Source organism: Ruminococcus flavefaciens, assembly GCF_900108555.1.
Lineage (GTDB): Bacteria > Bacillota > Clostridia > Oscillospirales > Ruminococcaceae > Ruminococcus > Ruminococcus flavefaciens_P.
In genome coordinates this window covers 300,366-318,232 of record NZ_FNWV01000003.1, presented here as the reverse complement: position 1 = coordinate 318,232, position 17,867 = coordinate 300,366, and the positions used below count along the sequence as shown (strand labels likewise).

At 44.7% G+C, this 17,867-nt stretch carries 18 protein-coding genes; 14 read left to right on the top strand and 4 right to left on the bottom strand.

The annotated features are described in order from the left end of the window. Positions 1 to 173 precede the first annotated feature (173 nt). Together BLW60_RS06570 and BLW60_RS06565 are read right to left on the bottom strand one after the other, a co-directional pair. A complete protein-coding gene (locus BLW60_RS06570) occupies positions 174 to 818 on the bottom strand; it encodes a vWA domain-containing protein (RefSeq protein WP_074715610.1) in 645 nt (214 codons plus the stop codon). Positions 819 to 928: 110 nt separating this feature from the next. Next, a complete protein-coding gene (locus BLW60_RS06565; RefSeq protein ID WP_074715607.1) occupies positions 929 to 1,990 on the bottom strand; it encodes an O-acetyl-ADP-ribose deacetylase in 1,062 nt (353 codons plus the stop codon). A 529-nt stretch (positions 1,991 to 2,519) separates the two neighbouring features. Here BLW60_RS06565 and BLW60_RS06560 point away from each other — a divergent pair. The 14 genes from BLW60_RS06560 (at position 2,520) to cysK (ending at position 14,701) form a co-directional block, all read left to right on the top strand. Beyond that, on the top strand, positions 2,520 to 2,924 hold the full coding sequence (locus BLW60_RS06560; RefSeq protein ID WP_074715604.1) for a sporulation initiation factor Spo0A C-terminal domain-containing protein: 405 nt from the start codon (positions 2,520 to 2,522) through the stop codon (positions 2,922 to 2,924). A 222-nt stretch (positions 2,925 to 3,146) separates the two neighbouring features. After that, positions 3,147 to 3,626, top strand: coding sequence for a hypothetical protein (locus tag BLW60_RS06555; protein WP_074715602.1), 480 nt, complete (start codon positions 3,147 to 3,149; stop codon positions 3,624 to 3,626). Positions 3,627 to 3,987: 361 nt separating this feature from the next. Beyond that, positions 3,988 to 4,932 (top strand): serine O-acetyltransferase EpsC, encoded by a 945-nt coding sequence (epsC, locus tag BLW60_RS06550; protein WP_074715599.1) that lies wholly within the window; start codon positions 3,988 to 3,990, stop codon positions 4,930 to 4,932. 198 nt (positions 4,933 to 5,130) lie between these two features. Next, positions 5,131 to 6,588, top strand: coding sequence for a molybdopterin-synthase adenylyltransferase MoeB (gene moeB / locus BLW60_RS06545; RefSeq protein WP_074715596.1), 1,458 nt, complete (start codon positions 5,131 to 5,133; stop codon positions 6,586 to 6,588). A gap of 115 nt (positions 6,589 to 6,703) precedes the next feature. Beyond that, positions 6,704 to 7,657, top strand: coding sequence for a family 2A encapsulin nanocompartment shell protein (locus BLW60_RS06540; protein ID WP_175460901.1), 954 nt, complete (start codon positions 6,704 to 6,706; stop codon positions 7,655 to 7,657). Beyond that, positions 7,644 to 9,362: a cysteine desulfurase gene (locus BLW60_RS06535; RefSeq protein ID WP_074715593.1), complete on the top strand. Its 1,719-nt coding sequence runs from the start codon at positions 7,644 to 7,646 to the stop codon at positions 9,360 to 9,362. The genes BLW60_RS06540 and BLW60_RS06535 overlap by 14 nt, the downstream gene beginning before the upstream one ends. A 74-nt stretch (positions 9,363 to 9,436) precedes the next feature. Further along, a complete protein-coding gene (locus BLW60_RS06530; protein WP_074715591.1) occupies positions 9,437 to 10,663 on the top strand; it encodes an O-acetylhomoserine aminocarboxypropyltransferase/cysteine synthase family protein in 1,227 nt (408 codons plus the stop codon). Positions 10,664 to 10,675: 12 nt separating this feature from the next. Beyond that, a complete protein-coding gene (locus tag BLW60_RS06525; RefSeq protein WP_074715588.1) occupies positions 10,676 to 10,921 on the top strand; it encodes a sulfurtransferase TusA family protein in 246 nt (81 codons plus the stop codon). Continuing rightward, complete coding sequence (locus BLW60_RS16775; RefSeq protein ID WP_242872840.1) at positions 10,890 to 11,240, top strand: thioredoxin family protein; 351 nt, start codon at positions 10,890 to 10,892, stop codon at positions 11,238 to 11,240. The genes BLW60_RS06525 and BLW60_RS16775 overlap by 32 nt, the downstream gene beginning before the upstream one ends. Further along, positions 11,241 to 11,447, top strand: coding sequence for a sulfur carrier protein ThiS (thiS, locus tag BLW60_RS16770; RefSeq protein WP_175460900.1), 207 nt, complete (start codon positions 11,241 to 11,243; stop codon positions 11,445 to 11,447). Then, the gene (locus tag BLW60_RS06515) at positions 11,447 to 12,259 is read left to right on the top strand and encodes a HesA/MoeB/ThiF family protein (protein ID WP_074715584.1); all 813 of its coding nucleotides are present in this window, start codon (positions 11,447 to 11,449) and stop codon (positions 12,257 to 12,259) included. The genes thiS and BLW60_RS06515 overlap by 1 nt, the downstream gene beginning before the upstream one ends. Beyond that, positions 12,256 to 12,669 carry a M67 family metallopeptidase gene (locus BLW60_RS06510; RefSeq protein ID WP_074715580.1) on the top strand — a complete coding sequence of 138 codons (414 nt, stop codon included), beginning with the start codon at positions 12,256 to 12,258 and terminating at the stop codon, positions 12,667 to 12,669. The genes BLW60_RS06515 and BLW60_RS06510 overlap by 4 nt, the downstream gene beginning before the upstream one ends. Positions 12,670 to 12,673: 4 nt before the next feature. Then, positions 12,674 to 13,585, top strand: coding sequence for a thioredoxin-disulfide reductase (gene trxB, locus BLW60_RS06505; protein ID WP_074715577.1), 912 nt, complete (start codon positions 12,674 to 12,676; stop codon positions 13,583 to 13,585). A 183-nt stretch (positions 13,586 to 13,768) separates the two neighbouring features. Then, positions 13,769 to 14,701 (top strand): cysteine synthase A, encoded by a 933-nt coding sequence (cysK, locus tag BLW60_RS06500; protein ID WP_074715574.1) that lies wholly within the window; start codon positions 13,769 to 13,771, stop codon positions 14,699 to 14,701. Positions 14,702 to 14,806: 105 nt separating this feature from the next. On the opposite strand, the gene BLW60_RS06495 is transcribed toward cysK, so the two are convergent. Both BLW60_RS06495 and BLW60_RS06490 read right to left on the bottom strand, forming a co-directional pair. Beyond that, positions 14,807 to 15,253 (bottom strand): RrF2 family transcriptional regulator, encoded by a 447-nt coding sequence (locus tag BLW60_RS06495; RefSeq protein ID WP_074715571.1) that lies wholly within the window; start codon positions 15,251 to 15,253, stop codon positions 14,807 to 14,809. A gap of 500 nt (positions 15,254 to 15,753) precedes the next feature. Next, positions 15,754 to 17,841, bottom strand: coding sequence for a glutamine synthetase III family protein (locus tag BLW60_RS06490; RefSeq protein ID WP_074715568.1), 2,088 nt, complete (start codon positions 17,839 to 17,841; stop codon positions 15,754 to 15,756). Positions 17,842 to 17,867 lie beyond the last annotated feature (26 nt).

Sequence of the window (17,867 nt, the reverse complement as noted above, 5' to 3'; positions counted from 1 at the left end):
ACGCGCATTATCATAACTGTTTTTATTCAATAAACATTTAAATCACCCCTATACGAGTTCTGCTTTATATTGTATATTTATTATATCACATTTCCACATATTTGTCAATATATAGTTTGATATGCACAATCAGCATTAAGAAGGATAGTTTATCAGCAGTTTCAGACGTGATCTTATTTTCTGCGCTTATTGTCAGCTTCTACAGAGCACTTCCAAGCCTTATTGAGTCCCTTTTTGGCTCTTACACTGCTTACAGCGCAGCCTACTGCTTCGTAAAGTACCTCCGTACCGCAGCAGTCAGCGTGATAGTCAACTGCATTCTCAGCTCTGATACCGATAGAGCCTGCGGTCTCGGCAGCATCGATATTAGCTCCGAGGAATACGAACTCCCAGCCCTTTTCCTCCTGCACTTTTTCAATGAGTCTCTTTACGTCCTTGTGGCTGTACTTTCTGCTGGCGTTCTCCATACCGTCAGTTGTAATGACAAACAGCGTCTTTTCTGGGACATCTTCCTCACGGGCATACTTATGGATATTTGCGATGTGGTGAACTGCATCGCCCACTGCGTCCAGAAGTGCAGTACAGCCCGAGGGCACATAGTCCCTGTCGGTAAGCTTTGGAACATCGTTCAGCTTCACTCTGTCATGTATCACTTTGGAGCTGTTGCTGAAAAAAACCGTTGATACAAGTGCTTCGCCCTCTTCTTTCTTCTGCTTTGCAATAAGGGAATTGAAGCCGCCGATAGTATCAGCTGTAAGTCCGCTCATTGAGCCGCTCTCGTCAAGGATAAAAACCAGTTCAGTTAAGTTCTTTTTCATAATAAAACCTCCGTTTTGATGTATTTTGCGGAACCGCTTTGGCGTTTCCTTTACTGTAATTACAGTATACATCATAACGGAGGTATTTTGGTCGCTTCAAAGGCGACAAATCACGAACCTATCAAACTCTGGTCAAAGGCGAACAGTGCCTCGTTTATCTCGTAGATATTATAATTGCTGTGCTCGATAAAATAGCGGATTATCAGGTCGAATTTCAGACTGTCCGACAGTGCAAAGCCTGCCTTTTTCAGCAGCTCTTCCGTTTCGCCGAGGTCAAGTTCAAGGGCTACTGCAAAAGCCACAGCGGTCTGCTTTTTGGGCTTGTAGTTCTTGTCGCTGCGAATTTTTGAAAAGAGCTTGCGGTCGATATTGGCTTTTTTATAGGTCTCTACGTCTGTCATGCCCTTTTCGTCTATGAGCCGCAGCAGAGCTTCCGAGAAAGACTCGTCATGTGCTTTGAGCATATTTTCAAGTTCTACACTTGCTTCACAGCAAGCATCTTCTTCGAGCATGATATTTGCGGAGCTTTCTTTCATGCTCTCCTTTTTTCTGCCGAATAACAAGCTTGGTTTTGCTCCTGAAAGCTGGTACGTTCCGACTGCACCGGGTCTGCCCCTGTTTCTTCTGTCATTTTCAGCGCATTTCTTTGCGTAAGCATCGCTTATATACTGCCTTATTTCGCCGACTATGCCCGAGCTGACTTCAAAGGAGTCCTTATCGAATATGACAAGCGTAATGTCCATATCATTATCTTCAAGAAAGCTTCTGAATTCGGACACAGCCGCGTCTAAAGCCTTGTCCTTGGGATAGCCGTATATACCCGAGGAAATAAGGGGAAAAGCCACGCTCTCGCAGTCCTTTTCCTTTGCAAGCTCAAGGGAGTTCCTGTAGCATGAGCGCAGGAGCTCTTCCTCTCCGCAGTCGCCGCCGTGCCACACAGGACCTACCGTATGTATGATATATTTGCAGTCGAGAGCATAGCCCTTTGTAAGCTTTGCTTCTCCCGTTTTACAGCCGCCGAGAGTCCGACATTCCGCAAGAAGCTGCGGACCTGCCGCATGATGTATAGCTCCGTCAACTCCGCCTCCCCCAAGCAGTGAGGAATTTGCAGCGTTAACTATGGCATCGGCTTTGACTTTGGTTATATCATTCCTGATGATATTGAAAGGCATACAAGCGACCTCCTTTTTACTCTGATATATAAAATTATACCATATCTGACGCAGAACATCAATACCTATGCCGATATACAGAATTGCCTGTATACGCATATGAACTATCTGTTATCTTTGTATTGTATTTGAGCAAAAATGTGCTATAAAGTAAGTTGTTATTCAACGGGCAGAGCGAACATAAATGAAGTTCCCTTGCCCACTTCGCTCTCAGGTCAGGGCAATGGAAAGATCTCATTTATCCGTGAAACTTAAACCCTAATTTGTTCTTTTTTTGACCTATATACTACATTTTATCTTTTCGGGTATATTCTTGGTATATTGAAAATAGCCCAAAAATATCCTCAAAATATACCGAAAAAAACTTGTCATAAAATAAGCTTGTATGTTATAATGCGAATGTACTGAACGAGCTAAATGATCGTTTATTTATGTTTGATAACAGTTTATGTCAATATCTAAGGTATCAGGTACTAAAACATTTCAAACAAAAAGTCAGAAGCCGTAATAAATCAAAAGGAGAATAAATATGCTGTCAACTAATACTACCATTAACGAAAAAGAGATGTATCACTTCCCGACCGATACATATATGAGAAACACAGATCAGCAGGAAATGGCTGTTATCAGATTTGTTCAGAAACTCGGGATACGTCCGAATCTTATCGGGTATCATCTTCTTATAAAAGCAATACTTATGGCTTTAAGATCACCCGAGCTCCTGAAATCACTGACAAAGGAGCTTTACCCAAAGATCGCAGATGACTACGGCAAAAACGTAAAAGCTGTCGAGCGTAACATGAGAAAGGCGATAGACTCCGCTTACGAGTATGATCCTCAGCGTATCCGTTCCGTTTTTTATTATAAAGTGGACAAGCCTTATATCTCCGAAGTCCTTTCAATGGCAGTCGAGTCAATACGTTATGAGCTTTGAGCATTACTGATCTGACATTTTATTTGAAAAGCCATAGTAATTCTAAGCCTGCTTTCAGAATTCTATGGCTTTTTCATTGACAATCCGCGTTATTTATGGTATGATGAAAACTAATCTGTATTTATGTATCAATAAGATCATTTTGATAAGGAACTGTCTCAACTTCAAAAAAGCTGATTTAACATCAAATACAACAAGAAAACCGCCAAAGGAGTAAATACAATGGAAATCAACAAACTGAAACGTGATACCGTCGAAAGGCTTCGCAGGATAAAAAAGGACAACGGTCTGACCAATTCGCAGATCATGGATATGCTTGAAAAGAATAACTGTTATATTTCCGAAGCAACTATCAAGAAAATATTCTCGGAAAACTACGATCCGGGAAGCTTTAAGTATCAGAGCACTATTGCTCCACTTGCAGACGTTCTCCTTGATATGTACAACGATGACAGCAGTTCGGAAGATGTCAGCGTTTTAAAGGCACTGATACACGATAAAAACCAGATGATAAGTATTCTCATCGTAAAAAATGAAGAGATACGTGCTGACTATGAAAAACGCCTGAGCCATTTGCAGAAACAGATCGCAATGCTTGAAGACCATTTGATATTCAGAGAAAAGCAGATAGACAAAAAGGACGAGATAATCACTAAGCTGCTTAATAAGGTCATAGATTGTCCCGGTTCATGTACCAAATAATGACGTACCCCCTTGTATCATTACAAAGCGATACAAGGGGGTTGTTTTTTACGGAACTGATAGAAAGAACGATATGCGTGTTTTACATAGAGCGAACCGTCCTTTTCAATCAGGCAGTTAGCACATTATTTCGGGCTTGTGTGCAGAATTACAAAATTGTAATCGCCGCACTCATATCTCACCGATCTCTGCACATAAAGCCTTTTCTATCATGTTTTAATATGCTGTTTTTGAACACATTTCCTTATTGACCTTGCCTATAACAACCGATAAAAAAGCGGTATATATCGAATTATTGACTTCCAATATTTGAACATCTATAATAATGATAGGAATTGATAACAGAAAGGAGCAATTGTAATTGGACACTTTTGAGGACAATATAAACAGTATCGTGAACGATCTGATAGACGATTATCATAAAGGAAAAGAGATCGACAAGACAAGGATTTTCAATCACCCTAATAAAGAGGTGATAATAGATATTCTTTCGAGCCTGAGAAAGGTAATATTCCCCGGATATTTCAAAAACGGCTCAATAAAGGTGTATACGCTCAGAAATAATCTGTCTATGCTTATTGAGGACGTTATGTTCAAGCTTACCAAGCAGATAACTATAGTTCTGGGCGGTGAAAGAAGAAACGATGATGATATAGTCGAAAAAGCGAGGCAAATAACTCTTGATTTTACGAAGCGTCTCCGTAAGATAAGGGAATACATAGAGACCGATGTGCAGGCAGCTTATGACGGAGATCCTGCTGCTTACAGCAAGGACGAGATAATATATTCCTACCCCGGTCTTTTTGCGATCCTTATAAACAGGATAGCACATGAGCTTTATACTCTGGGAGTCCCCATAATACCCCGTATGATGACGGAATACGCTCACAGTGAGACAGGTATCGACATTCACCCGGGAGCTACCATAGGAAAGTATTTCTTTATCGACCACGGCACGGGTATCGTTATAGGCGAGACTACTGTAATAGGCGATAACGTGAAGATATATCAGGGCGTTACACTCGGCGCGCTTTCCACAAGGGGAGGTCAGGCACTAAAAAGCAAAAAGCGACACCCTACTATCGAGGACAATGTTACTATATATTCGGGAGCTTCCATTCTCGGCGGAGATACTGTCATCGGAAAGGACGTTGTTATCGGCGGTAACGCATTCATTACGCGTTCAGTTCCCGACGGTGCAAAGGTAAGCGTTAAAAATCAGGAACTCCGCTACAATTACGACGCTTCAAAGCCTGTTGAACGAGTAGAAATAGAGGAGGACGACAGCTGGTTCTATATAATCTGACCTCGGAAAGTGTAGGTTATAGAAAACAACTATAACTGATACTAAGTTATTTATCAGGAAAAACTATTGTATTTTTTGTCACATAGTGCTATAATACATACATCGACATTGTATATTAAAACCATAGTATTTATATATGATATATATGACCTGTAAGCTTTGGTCAATTACATAAAAGCCGTATAGAGGAGGCAGCATATGGCAGTTACAGTAGTTATTCCGACAACTCTGAGGCTCTTTACCGAGCACAGATCCGAAATAGAGCTTGAAGGCAGGACTGTAGGCGAGATACTCGGTCTTCTTTCCGAGGAATACCCCGAAACTAAAAAAGCACTGTTTGACGAAGAAGGTCAGCTCAGAGCTTTCATAAATGTATTTGTGAATGATGAAAACATCAGAGATCTGAAAGAATTTGACACAGAAGTCAAAGACGGTGACGAGATAATTCTTATCCCAGCGATCGCAGGAGGTTCGGGCGTTGAAAGCGTTATCGGAGACAGAAAAGGCGAAAAGCTCACCAATGATGAGATAAACCGTTACAGCCGTCACCTGCTTTTGCAGGAGATAGGTGTTAAGGGACAGAAAAGGCTCAAAGCCGCAAAGGTACTAATCGTAGGCGCAGGCGGTCTCGGTACTCCCCTTGCACAGTATCTTGCAGCAGCAGGCGTTGGTACTATCGGTATCATCGACAACGACGAGGTAGAGGAGTCAAATCTCCAGCGTCAGGTAATGCATGGTACCCGCGACATCGGCAGACCGAAGGTAGCTTCCGCAAAGGACAGCATACGCCAGATAAATCCGCTGGTAAAGGTAGAGACCTACAATATGCGTCTTACAGCCGAAAACGCAGAGAGTATCATCTCCGAATACGATGTTGTGGCTGACGCTTCCGACAATTATCCCACACGATATCTTGTGAACGACACCTGTGTACTTCTTGGAAAGCCCGATGTTTTCGGAGCTATGTACCAGTTCGAGGGACAGGTATCCGTGTATTATGCAAAGGAAGGTCCGTGCTTCAGATGTATGTACCCTGCACCTCCCCCCGCAGGACTTGTTCCGTCCTGTGCAATGGGCGGCGTAGTAGGTGTACTCCCGGGAGTTATCGGTACGTTGCAGGCTAACGAGGTAATAAAGCTTATCGTTGGCGGAGGAAAAAATCTCATCGGCAGAGTAGTAACCTTTGACGCATGGAACCTCAAATGGCGAGAGCTGAAAATACATAAAAACGACAACTGTCCGCTCTGCGGCAAGAAGAGAACTATTACCGAGATAGAGGATTTCGATTACGAGGATTTCTGCGGACTTACTCAGCAGAAAGAGGAAGAAGCAGAGGTTGAGGGAATTGAGCCCAAGGAGCTCAAACGCCGCATTGACGAGGGTGAGAAGATAACTATCGTTGATGTCCGCGAACCTCACGAAAGAGCTATCGCAAAGTTCCCCGATGCCATAGTTATCCCTATAGGACAGCTTGAAAGGCGACAGAAAGAACTCGATACTTCCGTTGATACAGTCTTTGTCTGCAAGGAGGACAAGAGAAGCATACTTGCTGTGAATACTCTCCGCGAGGCAGGCTATACAGGTCCGCTTTACAACTTAAAGGGCGGTACGAACGCATGGGCAAGGGAAGTTGACAAGGATTTCCCGATCTATTGATTATGTGACAGAGAAAGCTTTTCATATACACGGGCTCAATATCCATGTATTACACCATACCAAAGCCTATTAAATCTGTCTGCAATATATATATTGATAAATGGAGGTAGACATTATGTCTAAAGAAACAAAAAATGATACCATAGTTGCACTTGGCAAAAAAGCGGCATATAACCTTGCCGACGTAAACAAGACCAGACCTCAGTACGGTGCGCTTACTCCAAAGTGGATCACAAAAGTTCTTGAATTCAAGGGACTTGACTCAGGTATTTACAGAATAAATAAGGTTAAAGAGGGCGAAACTCCACTTGATGTTCTTTGCAGCGTCGAGAAGAAGTCTGACATAATCCCTCAGGGCTATGTTGAGTATGAGGAAGAGCCAAGAGAGCTCCAGCTCGCTTCTATCTCAACTATCATCAACGTAAATACAGCAGTTGCTGATGTATACGGTTCACCATACGATCAGGTAAAGGAACAGCTCGACCTTGCTATCGAGAGCCTTCGTGAGCGTCAGGAAAGCCAGCTCATCAACAACGATGACTACGGTCTTTTAAAGAACGTTCCCGATTCTCAGCGTATCCAGACAAGAAACGGCGCACCTACACCCGATGATCTCGACGAGCTCATCACAAAGGTATGGAAAGAGCCTTCCTTCTTCCTTGCTCACCCAAGAGCTATCGCAGCATTTGAGAGAGAATGTACAAAGAGAGGCGTACCGCCCGTTACAACAAACATCGCAGGCGGCACATTCATCTGCTGGAGAGGAATCCCGATCATTCCTACAGACAAGCTCCTCGTTGACGGTCTCAAGAACCCAAAGAGCAAGAGCGGAAAGACAAATATCCTCCTCATTCGTACAGGTGAGGCTAAGAGAGGCGTTATCGGTCTCTTCCAGCGCAATCTCAAGAATGAACAGTCAAGAGGACTTTCAGTTCGTTTCAGAGGAATCGACGATAAGGGCGTTGCTTCTTATCTGCTTTCACTCTACTGTTCGGCAGCTATTCTCTCAGACGACGCTATCGCTGTTCTCGAGGATGTCGAGGTAGGTGAATACTATGACTACGACTAATTACGGTATACCATCTGAGTCAGAGCTTGAGAGCCTTGCAAATTCACTGTTTCCCGACTTTGATCCCACACGCTGCGCAAAGGGCATTGAGGCACTTGCAACAAGCGGCGATACTTCCGTTATAAACGATGCTTTCAACAAAGCAGCATCATACGGCGGCGGTACGAACTACGCTTCATCGGCAGAGCAGGCTTTCAGCGGCTACGGCAGCGTTTCCGAGTTCGAGCAGATAGCCAATGAGTATAACGGCGGCTACGGAAGTGTATCGGAGTACGAAAAGATCGCTGACGATCACGGTGCTTCACCTGTAATCGGAGCTGCACAGCAGTACAGCACTTTCGATACATACACTGCTCCGCAGGAGCAGCCTACATCAGGCGGATATGCACCTGTAGTGCTCTCTCAGGGACAGGCTGACAGCTACGTTCCAAAGAATACTCAGCAGGCAGCTGCACCCACTGTTCCGACAGTAAAGTCTGACAGCCAGATAATCGTCGGCACAAAGACTCTCGCTCAGATAAGAAACGATTTCCCAATACTCAGCGAAAAGATAAACGGTCACGACCTTGTATGGCTTGACAACGGTGCTACAACACAGCGTCCGCAGCAGGTCATCGACAGGATAAGCTACTACTACACACACGAGAACTCAAACGTTCACAGAGGTGCTCACGAACTTGCTGCACGTTCTACCGACGCATACGAAAATGCAAGGCAGATAACAGCCGACTTCCTCGGTGCCCCCTCAAAGGACAACATCGTTTTCGTAAGAGGTACAACAGAGGCTATAAACCTCGTTGCAAACGCTTACGTTAAGCCTCTCTTGCAGCCGGGCGACGAGATAATCCTCACCATGCTTGAGCACCACGCAAATATAGTTCCGTGGCAGCTCATCTGCGAGGAAACAGGAGCAGTCATCAAGGTAGTTCCTGTTGACAAGAGCGGACAGCTTATCATATCAGAGTACGAAAAGCTCTTCACAAGAAGAACTAAATTCGTATCCGCAACTCATGTTTCCAATGCTCTCGGCACTGTAACTCCTATCGAGGAGCTTGTGGCTATAGCACACGCTCACGGAGTACGCATACTCATTGACGGTGCGCAGTCAATAGCTCATATCCCCGTTAACGTTACAGCTCTTGATACTGATTTCTTCGTGTTCTCGGGACACAAGATATTCGGACCTACAGGCATCGGCGCAGTATACGGCAAATCCGATGTGCTTGAAGCTGCAAGACCTTATCACGGCGGCGGAAATATGATAAAGGACGTTACATTCGAGCGTACTATCTACAATCCTGCTCCAAACAAGTTTGAGGCAGGTACAGGAAGCATTGCAGATGCAGTCGGTCTCGGTGCAGCTCTTGAATACCTCAACTCTATCGGTATGACAGAGGTAAACCGTCACGAGCATGAGCTTCTGGTATATGCAATGAAAGAAATGCAGAAGATAAACGGTCTGCACCTTATCGGTACAGCAACAAATAAAGCAAGCGTACTTTCATTCGTTCTTGACGGCGTGGACAACGAAGCAGTCGGTCAGCGTCTCAACGAACTGGGCATAGCAGTCCGCACAGGTCATCACTGTGCTCAGCCTATACTCCGTCATTTCGGACTTGAAGGCACTGTTCGCCCCACACTTGCGCTCTACAATTCGTTCAATGATATCGACAGACTTGTACAGAGCATAAGAACACTTGCATAAAACTGATATATATTTACAGGACGGTATTTTTGTATCGTCCTGTAAGCTATTTTTTCACGAATAGTGGTGATACAATGAAATTCAATACATCGCTGCTTCACAATGCAAAATTCAACGGTGAGGACCGGGGAGCAACTTTGCCTCCGCTTTATCAGGTCAGTGCATTTGCCTGTGAATCGGCAGAACAGCTTGAAAAAGTATTCAACAACAAAGCAGCAGGTTTTTCCTATACAAGAGTAGGAAATCCGACTGTAAGCGCATTTGAGAACCGTATAGCCGCACTTGAAGGCGGTATCGGTGCAGTTGCCTGTTCATCGGGAATGGCAGCAATAACCGCAGTCCTGCTGAATATACTCCGCTCAGGCGATGAGGTACTGGTCAGCACGGGACTTTTCGGCGGAACTATCGACCTTTTCAACGATCTTAAAGCTTTCGGCATAACAGCGCATTTCCTTGAAGCAATAACCTATGAAAATGTTACTGCTGCGGCAAATGAGAATACAAAAGCCGTATTTACAGAACTTATCGGCAACCCCAAACTCGATGTAGTCGATCTGGACAGCGTTTCAAAAGCGTGTAAAGAGAAGGGCATACCTCTCATAGTTGACAGCACGACTGCAACACCATACATAATCAATCCGCTGAAGCATGGTGCGGATATAGTGGTACATTCATCGTCAAAGTACATCAACGGCGGCGGAAATTCAATAAGCGGAGTGATCGTTGACGGCGGAAAATTCAAGTGGGATATCAAAAGATATCCGAGCTTTGAGCCTTATGCGAAATTCGGACCGTTTGCATTCGTATCAAAGCTGAGGAACGGCTTATGGCGCAATACAGGCGGCTGTCTTTCACCGTTCAATGCTTTTATGAACATAGTCGGACTTGAAACTCTCGGTCTGCGTATGGAACGCTGCTGCGGCAACGCGCTGAAGCTTGCGGAGTTTTTTGAGTCACTTGACAATATAGAAGTCAATTATCCTGCACTTCCCTCCTCTCCTTATTATGAGCTGACGCAAAGTGAGCTTTCGGGCAAGGGCGGTGCTATAGTAACAATAAGAGCAGGCAGCAAGGAAAAGGCATTCAAGCTTATGGACAGTATTGAATTTGCATCTGTAGCCACAAATATCGGTGATGTCCGTACCCTTGTCATTCACCCTGCAAGCACAATATATACTCATAATACCGAACAGCAGCGTATAAGTGCGGGAGTTTATGACGATACTATACGCATAAGCGTCGGAATAGAAGATATAGACGACCTTATCGAAGATTTCAGACAGGCAATAGAGAGCCTGTAAAGGAGAATACACATGGCAGAATTCAATATTACAGATTCAATCGACATCACTGATGTAAACTGCCCTATAACATTTGTTAAGGCAAAGATAGCTCTTGAAGAGCTTGACGACGGAGATATACTCTCCATAAAACTCAATGACGGTGAACCCGTGCAGAACGTCCCTAAAAGCATCAAGGAAGAGGGACACAAAGTGCTCAGCCTTACAGACAACGGAGACGGCACATTTGAGCTTATCGTGCAGAAAGTCGGTGACTGATATGCCTGCAAGGATAAGCAAAGACGAATTCGACAGCGAGGTACTCAGCTCAGAGCTGCCCGTACTTGCTGATTTCTATTCTGACAGCTGCATACCATGCAAGCGTATGTCTCCCATACTGAGCCAGCTTGAAACAGAGTATGCAGACAAGATAAAAATAGTGAAGATAAACACAAACTTCGAGAAGGAGCTTGTGGAAAAATACAGTATCCAAGCCGCTCCCACACTTATCCTCTTCAACAAAGGCGAGGAAGTATCACGTATCAGAGGTGCGGTAAAAAAAGACGAGATAATAACTCTTATAAAGGAGCAGATATAAATGAAGATCACAGTTGCAGGAGTAAAAAAGGAAGTTGCCGACGGACTTACCGTTGCACAGCTTGTTATTGACGAAAAGGTAGAAACAGCCGAATACGTAACTGTCACTATCAACGATGATTTCGTTGACCACGGTCAGTTCGAGGAAACTGTACTGAAAGACGGTGACACAGTAGAATTCTTATACTTTATGGGAGGCGGTCAGTAATGGCATTCACCAATGAACAGATAGAACGTTATTCGCGCCATATCATACTCAAAGAGGTAGGTGCAAAGGGACAGAAGAAGCTCCTTAATGCAAAGGTGCTCGTTATCGGTGCAGGCGGTCTGGGCGCACCTGTTGCAATGTATCTTGCAGCCGCAGGTATAGGTACTATCGGTATAGCTGACGCTGACGAGGTAGACCTTTCCAACCTCCAGAGACAGATAATCCACCAGACAAAGGACGTGGGCAAGCCGAAGGTACAGTCCGCAAAGGAGACTATGGAGGCTATGAACCCCGATGTAAAGGTCATAACTTACCACGAGTTCATAACCAGTGAGAATATCCTCGATATCATCAAGGATTACGATTTCATTATCGACGGTACTGACAATTTCCCTGCAAAGTTCCTTATAAACGATGCCTGCGTTATGGCTAAGAAGCCTTTCTCACACGCAGGAATAATACGTTTTCAGGGACAGCTCATGACCTATGTTCCCGGTCAGGGACCGTGCTACCGCTGCGTATTCAAGGAACCGCCCCCGAAGGACGCTGTACCTACCTGCAAGCAGACAGGAGTTATAGGCGCAATGGGCGGCGTTATCGGCAGCTTGCAGGCTATGGAAGCAGTAAAGTATATCCTCGGTGTGGGAGAACTCCTCACAGGCTACCTTCTTACCTATGATGCACTGAAGATGCAGTTCAGAAAGGTAAAGCTCCCGAGCGATACCCATAACTGCGCAGTATGCGGAGATAATCCCACAATAACCGAGCTTATCGACTACGAACAGGCAGAATGTGACGGTGTTGGTCTATGATAAAACTCAGCAAAAGCGATTACGAGAAGATAGTTGCTCACGCAAAAAGCGATGCTCCTGTTGAAGCCTGCGGACTTATCGCAGGTGAGCTGAGCGGCAGCGACAAGATAGTTAAAAAGGTCTATATCCTTACAAATGTAGATCATGCGGAGGAGCACTTCACCCTTGATCCCAAGGAGCAGCTCTTCGCAGTAAAGGATATGAGAGCCAACGGACTTACTCCCCTCGGCAACTGGCACTCCCACCCTGTTTCGCCCTCACGCCCGTCCGATGAGGACAAGAGACTTGCCTACGACAGCAGTACAAGCTATATGATACTCTCACTTATGGACGACGAGCCTGTTCTCAATTCATTCCATATCGAAGGCGACAAGGCTGAAAAGGAAGAGCTCGTCATAGTACAGGACTAAAGCTATGTATGATGTTATAATTCTCGGCAGCGGTCCTGCGGGACTGTCTGCTGCTGTTTACGCAAGCCGAGCTGGGCTTAGCTTTGCAGTTATCGAAAAGGACTACATGGGCACGGGACAGATAGCCTATACCGAACAGGTGGACAACTATCTCGGATATTACGGTATCGACGGCTTTTCTCTTGGTGAGAAATTCCGCGAACACGCTGAGGCTTTAGGTACTGAGTTCATCGAGGGCGAAGTCACGGAGCTGTCCCGTACAGACAGCGGCTGGAAGGTCGCACTGTCTGACGGCAATAATTTTGAGGCAAAGACAGTGATATATGCTCTTGGAGCTTCACCAAAAAAGCTTGGCATTGCAGGCGAAGAAGAATTTGCAGGCAGGGGCGTTTCATATTGCGCACTTTGTGACGGAGCATTTTTTGAAGGCAAGACTGTCACTGTCATCGGCGGCGGAGATACCGCGCTTTCAGACGCTCTGTACCTTTCAAAAACGGCTGAAAAAGTGTATGTCGTACACCGTCGGAATGAGTTCAGAGCCAATGCTTCACTTGTAAAAAAGGCGGAAGAAGCTGCAAATATCGAGTTCGTTCTTGAAGCCGTACCCACTGAAATAATCGGCGCGGAGTCTGTTACAGGCATTAAGTATACCCGGAACGGCACTGAAAAAACTCTCGGCACTGACGGCGTTTTCGCAGCAGTTGGTTCGCTGCCGAATACTTCCCTGCTCAAAGGTACAGCCGACCTTGACGAAAGAGGATATGTCATGGCAGATGAAAGCTGCATTACTTCGGCAGAGGGACTGTTTGCCGCAGGAGATGTGCGCACAAAGGCAGTCCGTCAGGTAATAACCGCAGCCGCAGACGGCGCAAATGCAGCTGTATCTGCGCTTAACTGCATCAATGATAAATACTGAGCAAAGCACGGACTTTAGTTCGTGCTTTACTTGTTTTTCACGGGCAGTACAGTTATAACCAAAATCTATAACTCAGAATAAACAAAAAGAATATTCAAGGGACTTGATTTCAGACTGAAACAGGTGTATAATATAGTTAACAGATAGGAATTATTAGTTTACTATCAGAAGGAGGAAAATATTATGTCAAAGATTTATAAGGGTGCAACAGGTCTTATCGGTAATACACCGCTTGTTGAGTTCACAAACATTGAAAAATCACAGGGAATAAACGCAACTGTACTTGCTAAGCTTGAATACTTCAACCCCGCAGGAAGCGTAAAGGACAGAATTGCTCTTGCTATGATCGAGGACGCAGAAAAAAGAGGAGTTCTCAAAAAGGGCGCAACTATCATCGAGCCAACATCGGGCAATACAGGTATCGGTCTCGCTTCTATCGCAGCTGCAAAGGGCTATAAGATAATCCTTACAATGCCTGAGACCATGAGTGTTGAGAGAAGAAATATCCTCAAGGCTTACGGTGCAGAGATAGTTCTCACAGAAGGCTCAAAGGGCATGAAGGGTGCTATCGCAAAGGCTGAGGAGCTTGCAAAGGAAACTCCCGACAGCTTCGTTCCCGAGCAGTTTGAGAACCCTGCAAACCCTGAGATACACAGACTTACAACAGGTCCCGAGGTATGGAACGATACCGACGGAAAGGTAGATATCTTTGTTGCAGGTGTAGGTACAGGCGGTACAGTAACAGGTACAGGTGAATACCTTAAATCTCAAAATCCAAACGTAAAGGTAGTTGCAGTTGAGCCTGAGGATTCTCCTGTTCTTTCAAAGGGCACAGCAGGTCCGCACAAGATACAGGGTATCGGTGCAGGATTTGTTCCAAAGACTCTCAATACCGATGTATATGACGAGGTTATCGCAGTTTCAAACGAGGATTCATTTGAAACATCAAAGCTCATTGCAAAGCAGGAAGGCATACTCGTTGGTATCTCCGCAGGTGCTGCTTATTATGCAGCTTTAGAGCTTGCAAAGAGACCTGAGAACAAGGGTAAGACAATAGTTGCTCTGCTTCCCGACAGCGGTGACAGATACTATTCTACACCACTTTTCAACGACTGATAAACATACAGCTCAGACCTTAGGGTTTGAGCTGTTTTTATGCCATAATATAACAAAAAATATCCCGAAACAGTTCCTTTTGAACTGCTTCGGGATATGTTGTATTCATATGTAATACATAGGTTCAAGTGCGTCCGTTTGTTTCTCGATATATTTATCTGCAAGATCTTTCAGTGTCAGTTTTTGTGAGAACTGCTGAAGATAGTCATTTACAGGCGTCCACAAACACTCTGATATTGTTTCTGTAGCTGTAGCATCAAGCTGACCATTGAATACAGAAGGTGCAAAGATCGTATCATCAAGAGCGTTTACTATCTCATTTATTGTTATCTGAGCAGGATCACGGGCAAGAGCATATCCGCCGCCCGAGCCTTTAACGCTTCTCAGAAAATCAGCGTGTTTCAGAAGCGGTACGATCTGTTCAAGATATTTTGCTGAAATATTATTCCTCTTTGATACTGCGTTAAGTTTTACTATATTATTATTTCTTGAATTGACGGCTATATCTACAAGTGCAATAATACCGCATTCGACCTTTGATGATACTCTCATTTTGTTCCTCTCCTTTATATTGTCACAATTCCTATCAGTATAATAAGCATAACATATATAGATCTATATTTCAAGTGCTTTCGCTATAATATTTGTTTATTAACAGCTATAAGAAAAGCTCCGCCCGAACCTAATGGAAGTTCGCGCGGAGCTTTTAATGGCACATATTTTTCAAAGAGCATTCAGAAAGCAGTTTCTTCAACATCGTTCTGCTTTCCACATCCGCTCTGTACAAATGAGCACTGAGCGGAAAATGTGCTGTATGGGTTCCTTGCTTGTTACCATTTGTACAGCCCCTTTCCTCTTTGGTATGGTTTTATTATAACATTGAAAATAGGGGTTGTCCAATCTCAAAAAGTCATTGCAAACGATAGGAAATGATTATAACCCTGCTGAAAAAGCCCCGAAGCCAACAGTTTTTACGCTGTCAGCTTCGGAGTCATGCTGTATTTATTTCAAGGAGTGGTTATTGTGAAGAATTCTTTCCGGTGTTCAGATCATCAAACACCGAAAAGGAGCTGGTCATATGCAGGGAATGGCCAATAGGACTCTGCTGTCAGAGTTTCAGCCTTGTCAGCTGCTGCACGGAGCTTATCCATTGCAGGGAGCATTGTATCGCGGACAAATTCGGAAGCCTTGATGATAGATTTCTGCTTCTTGAAATCATCTGCTACCTTTTCAAGCTTTGTGGTCGCAGTGTCCATTTCATCAATGAGCTCTGAAAGCTCGGTAACAAGGCTGCTCTCGTACTTGCAGGCTGCCTTTGATACGCTCTTTTTAACTGCAACTGCGGAAGCTGTATCAGCAGCAAATTTAGCAACGGCAGGGATTATCTCCTTGCGAGCCATATCTATCATAGTAATAGCTTCGATATTTACTGTCTTGATGTAGTTCTCAAGCATTATCTCACAGCGTGACTGTATCTCAGCTTCGGTGAATACACCATGAGATGTGAGCATATCAACATTCTTTTTATCGCAGATCTTAGGCATAGCATCGGCGGTCGTTTTAAGATTCATGAGACCGCGCTTCTCTGCTTCCTTTATCCATGAATCGTCGTAGCCGTTGCCGTTGAAGATGATACGCTTGTGGTCTTTAATTGTCTTCTTGATAAGATCGTGAAGTGCTTTATTGAAGTCCTTAGCCTTTTCAAGCTTATCGGCGAACTGTTTCAGTTCCTCTGCTACTGCTGCATTGAGGTGGATATTTGCGCATGAGATACTGTTGGAAGAACCAAGCATACGGAACTCAAACTTGTTTCCTGTAAATGCAAATGGGGAAGTTCTGTTACGGTCAGTGCTATCCTTGCTGAACTTAGGCAGAACATCAACGCCAAGCTGCATTTTTTCCTTCTTTGTGCCGCCGTATGGCTTATCCTTTTCGATAGCGTCCAGAACTGCTGTCAGCTCGTCGCCGAGGAATATAGAGATAACAGCAGGCGGTGCTTCGTTTGCACCGAGACGGTGGTCATTGCCTGCGGTAGCAACTGAAAGTCTGAGAAGATCCTGATAATCGTCAACAGCCTTGATAACTGCTGCAAGGAAAAGCAGGAACTGGGCATTCTCAGCAGGAGTCTCGCCCGGAGAAAGCAGATTTTCACCCTGATCTGTGGATATAGACCAGTTGTTATGCTTACCTGAGCCGTTTACACCTGCAAAAGGCTTCTCGTGAAGCAGGCAAACAAGTCCGTGACGGAGTGCGACTTTCTGCATTACTTCCATTGTGAGCTGGTTGTGGTCAGCTGCGATATTTGTTGTATCATATATAGGAGCAAGCTCATGCTGTGCAGGAGCAACTTCGTTGTGCTTTGTTTTAGCAAGTATACCGAGCTTCCAGAGCTCTTTATCGAGATCAGCCATATACTCTGCAACTCTTGGCTTGATAGAGCCGAAGTAGTGGTCGTCCATTTCCTGTCCCTTAGGCGGCATTGCGCCGAACAGTGTACGTCCTGTCATGATAAGGTCTTTTCTCTTTTTCCACATATCACGGTCAACGAGGAAGTATTCCTGCTCGGGACCAACTGATGTCTTTACGCTCTTTACGCTTGTGTTTCCGAAGAGTTTCAGGATACGCAGAGCCTGTTTGTTGAGTGCTTCCATTGAACGCAGGAGAGGTACTTTCTTGTCAAGTGCTTCACCTGTGTATGAACAGAATGCAGTAGGAATGTAAAGTGTGCCGTCCTTGATGAAAGCGTATGAAGTAGGATCCCATGCCGTATAGCCTCTTGCCTCAAATGTTGCACGAAGTCCGCCAGAGGGGAATGATGAAGCGTCAGGCTCGCCCTTAACGAGCTCCTTGCCTGAGAATTCCATGATAACTCTGCCGTCAGGAGCGGGAGTGATGAAGCTGTCGTGCTTTTCGGCAGTCACGCCTGTCATTGGCTGGAACCAGTGTGTATAGTGGGTAGCTCCTTTTTCTACTGCCCATTCCTTCATAGCAGCTGCAACTGCATTTGCTACGGATATATCAAGGGGAGTTCCCTTGTCGATAGTTCTTTTCAGTGATCTGTATACTTTATCTGAAAGCGTTGCTTTCATTATTCTGTCGTCAAACACCATTGAGCCATAATAGTCTGTTATCTTTTCCATTGTAATTACCTCCGGATCATTTTCTG

Excerpts from the sequence above, each read along its gene's own strand:
- BLW60_RS06490 (WP_074715568.1), bottom strand. The coding sequence starts at position 17,841 with ATGGAAAAGATAACAGACTATTATGGCTCAATGGTGTTTGACGACAGA.
- BLW60_RS06570 (WP_074715610.1), bottom strand. The coding sequence starts at position 818 with ATGAAAAAGAACTTAACTGAACTGGTTTTTATCCTTGACGAGAGCGGC.
- moeB (WP_074715596.1), top strand. The coding sequence starts at position 5,131 with ATGGCAGTTACAGTAGTTATTCCGACAACTCTGAGGCTCTTTACCGAG.
- BLW60_RS06540 (WP_175460901.1), top strand. The coding sequence starts at position 6,704 with ATGTCTAAAGAAACAAAAAATGATACCATAGTTGCACTTGGCAAAAAA.
- BLW60_RS06565 (WP_074715607.1), bottom strand. The coding sequence starts at position 1,990 with ATGCCTTTCAATATCATCAGGAATGATATAACCAAAGTCAAAGCCGAT.
- cysK (WP_074715574.1), top strand. The coding sequence starts at position 13,769 with ATGTCAAAGATTTATAAGGGTGCAACAGGTCTTATCGGTAATACACCG.
- BLW60_RS06525 (WP_074715588.1), top strand. The coding sequence starts at position 10,676 with ATGGCAGAATTCAATATTACAGATTCAATCGACATCACTGATGTAAAC.
- BLW60_RS06515 (WP_074715584.1), top strand. The coding sequence starts at position 11,447 with ATGGCATTCACCAATGAACAGATAGAACGTTATTCGCGCCATATCATA.
- trxB (WP_074715577.1), top strand. The coding sequence starts at position 12,674 with ATGTATGATGTTATAATTCTCGGCAGCGGTCCTGCGGGACTGTCTGCT.
- BLW60_RS06560 (WP_074715604.1), top strand. The coding sequence starts at position 2,520 with ATGCTGTCAACTAATACTACCATTAACGAAAAAGAGATGTATCACTTC.
- BLW60_RS06510 (WP_074715580.1), top strand. The coding sequence starts at position 12,256 with ATGATAAAACTCAGCAAAAGCGATTACGAGAAGATAGTTGCTCACGCA.
- BLW60_RS06535 (WP_074715593.1), top strand. The coding sequence starts at position 7,644 with ATGACTACGACTAATTACGGTATACCATCTGAGTCAGAGCTTGAGAGC.
- BLW60_RS06495 (WP_074715571.1), bottom strand. The coding sequence starts at position 15,253 with ATGAGAGTATCATCAAAGGTCGAATGCGGTATTATTGCACTTGTAGAT.
- BLW60_RS06530 (WP_074715591.1), top strand. The coding sequence starts at position 9,437 with ATGAAATTCAATACATCGCTGCTTCACAATGCAAAATTCAACGGTGAG.
- BLW60_RS06555 (WP_074715602.1), top strand. The coding sequence starts at position 3,147 with ATGGAAATCAACAAACTGAAACGTGATACCGTCGAAAGGCTTCGCAGG.
- thiS (WP_175460900.1), top strand. The coding sequence starts at position 11,241 with ATGAAGATCACAGTTGCAGGAGTAAAAAAGGAAGTTGCCGACGGACTT.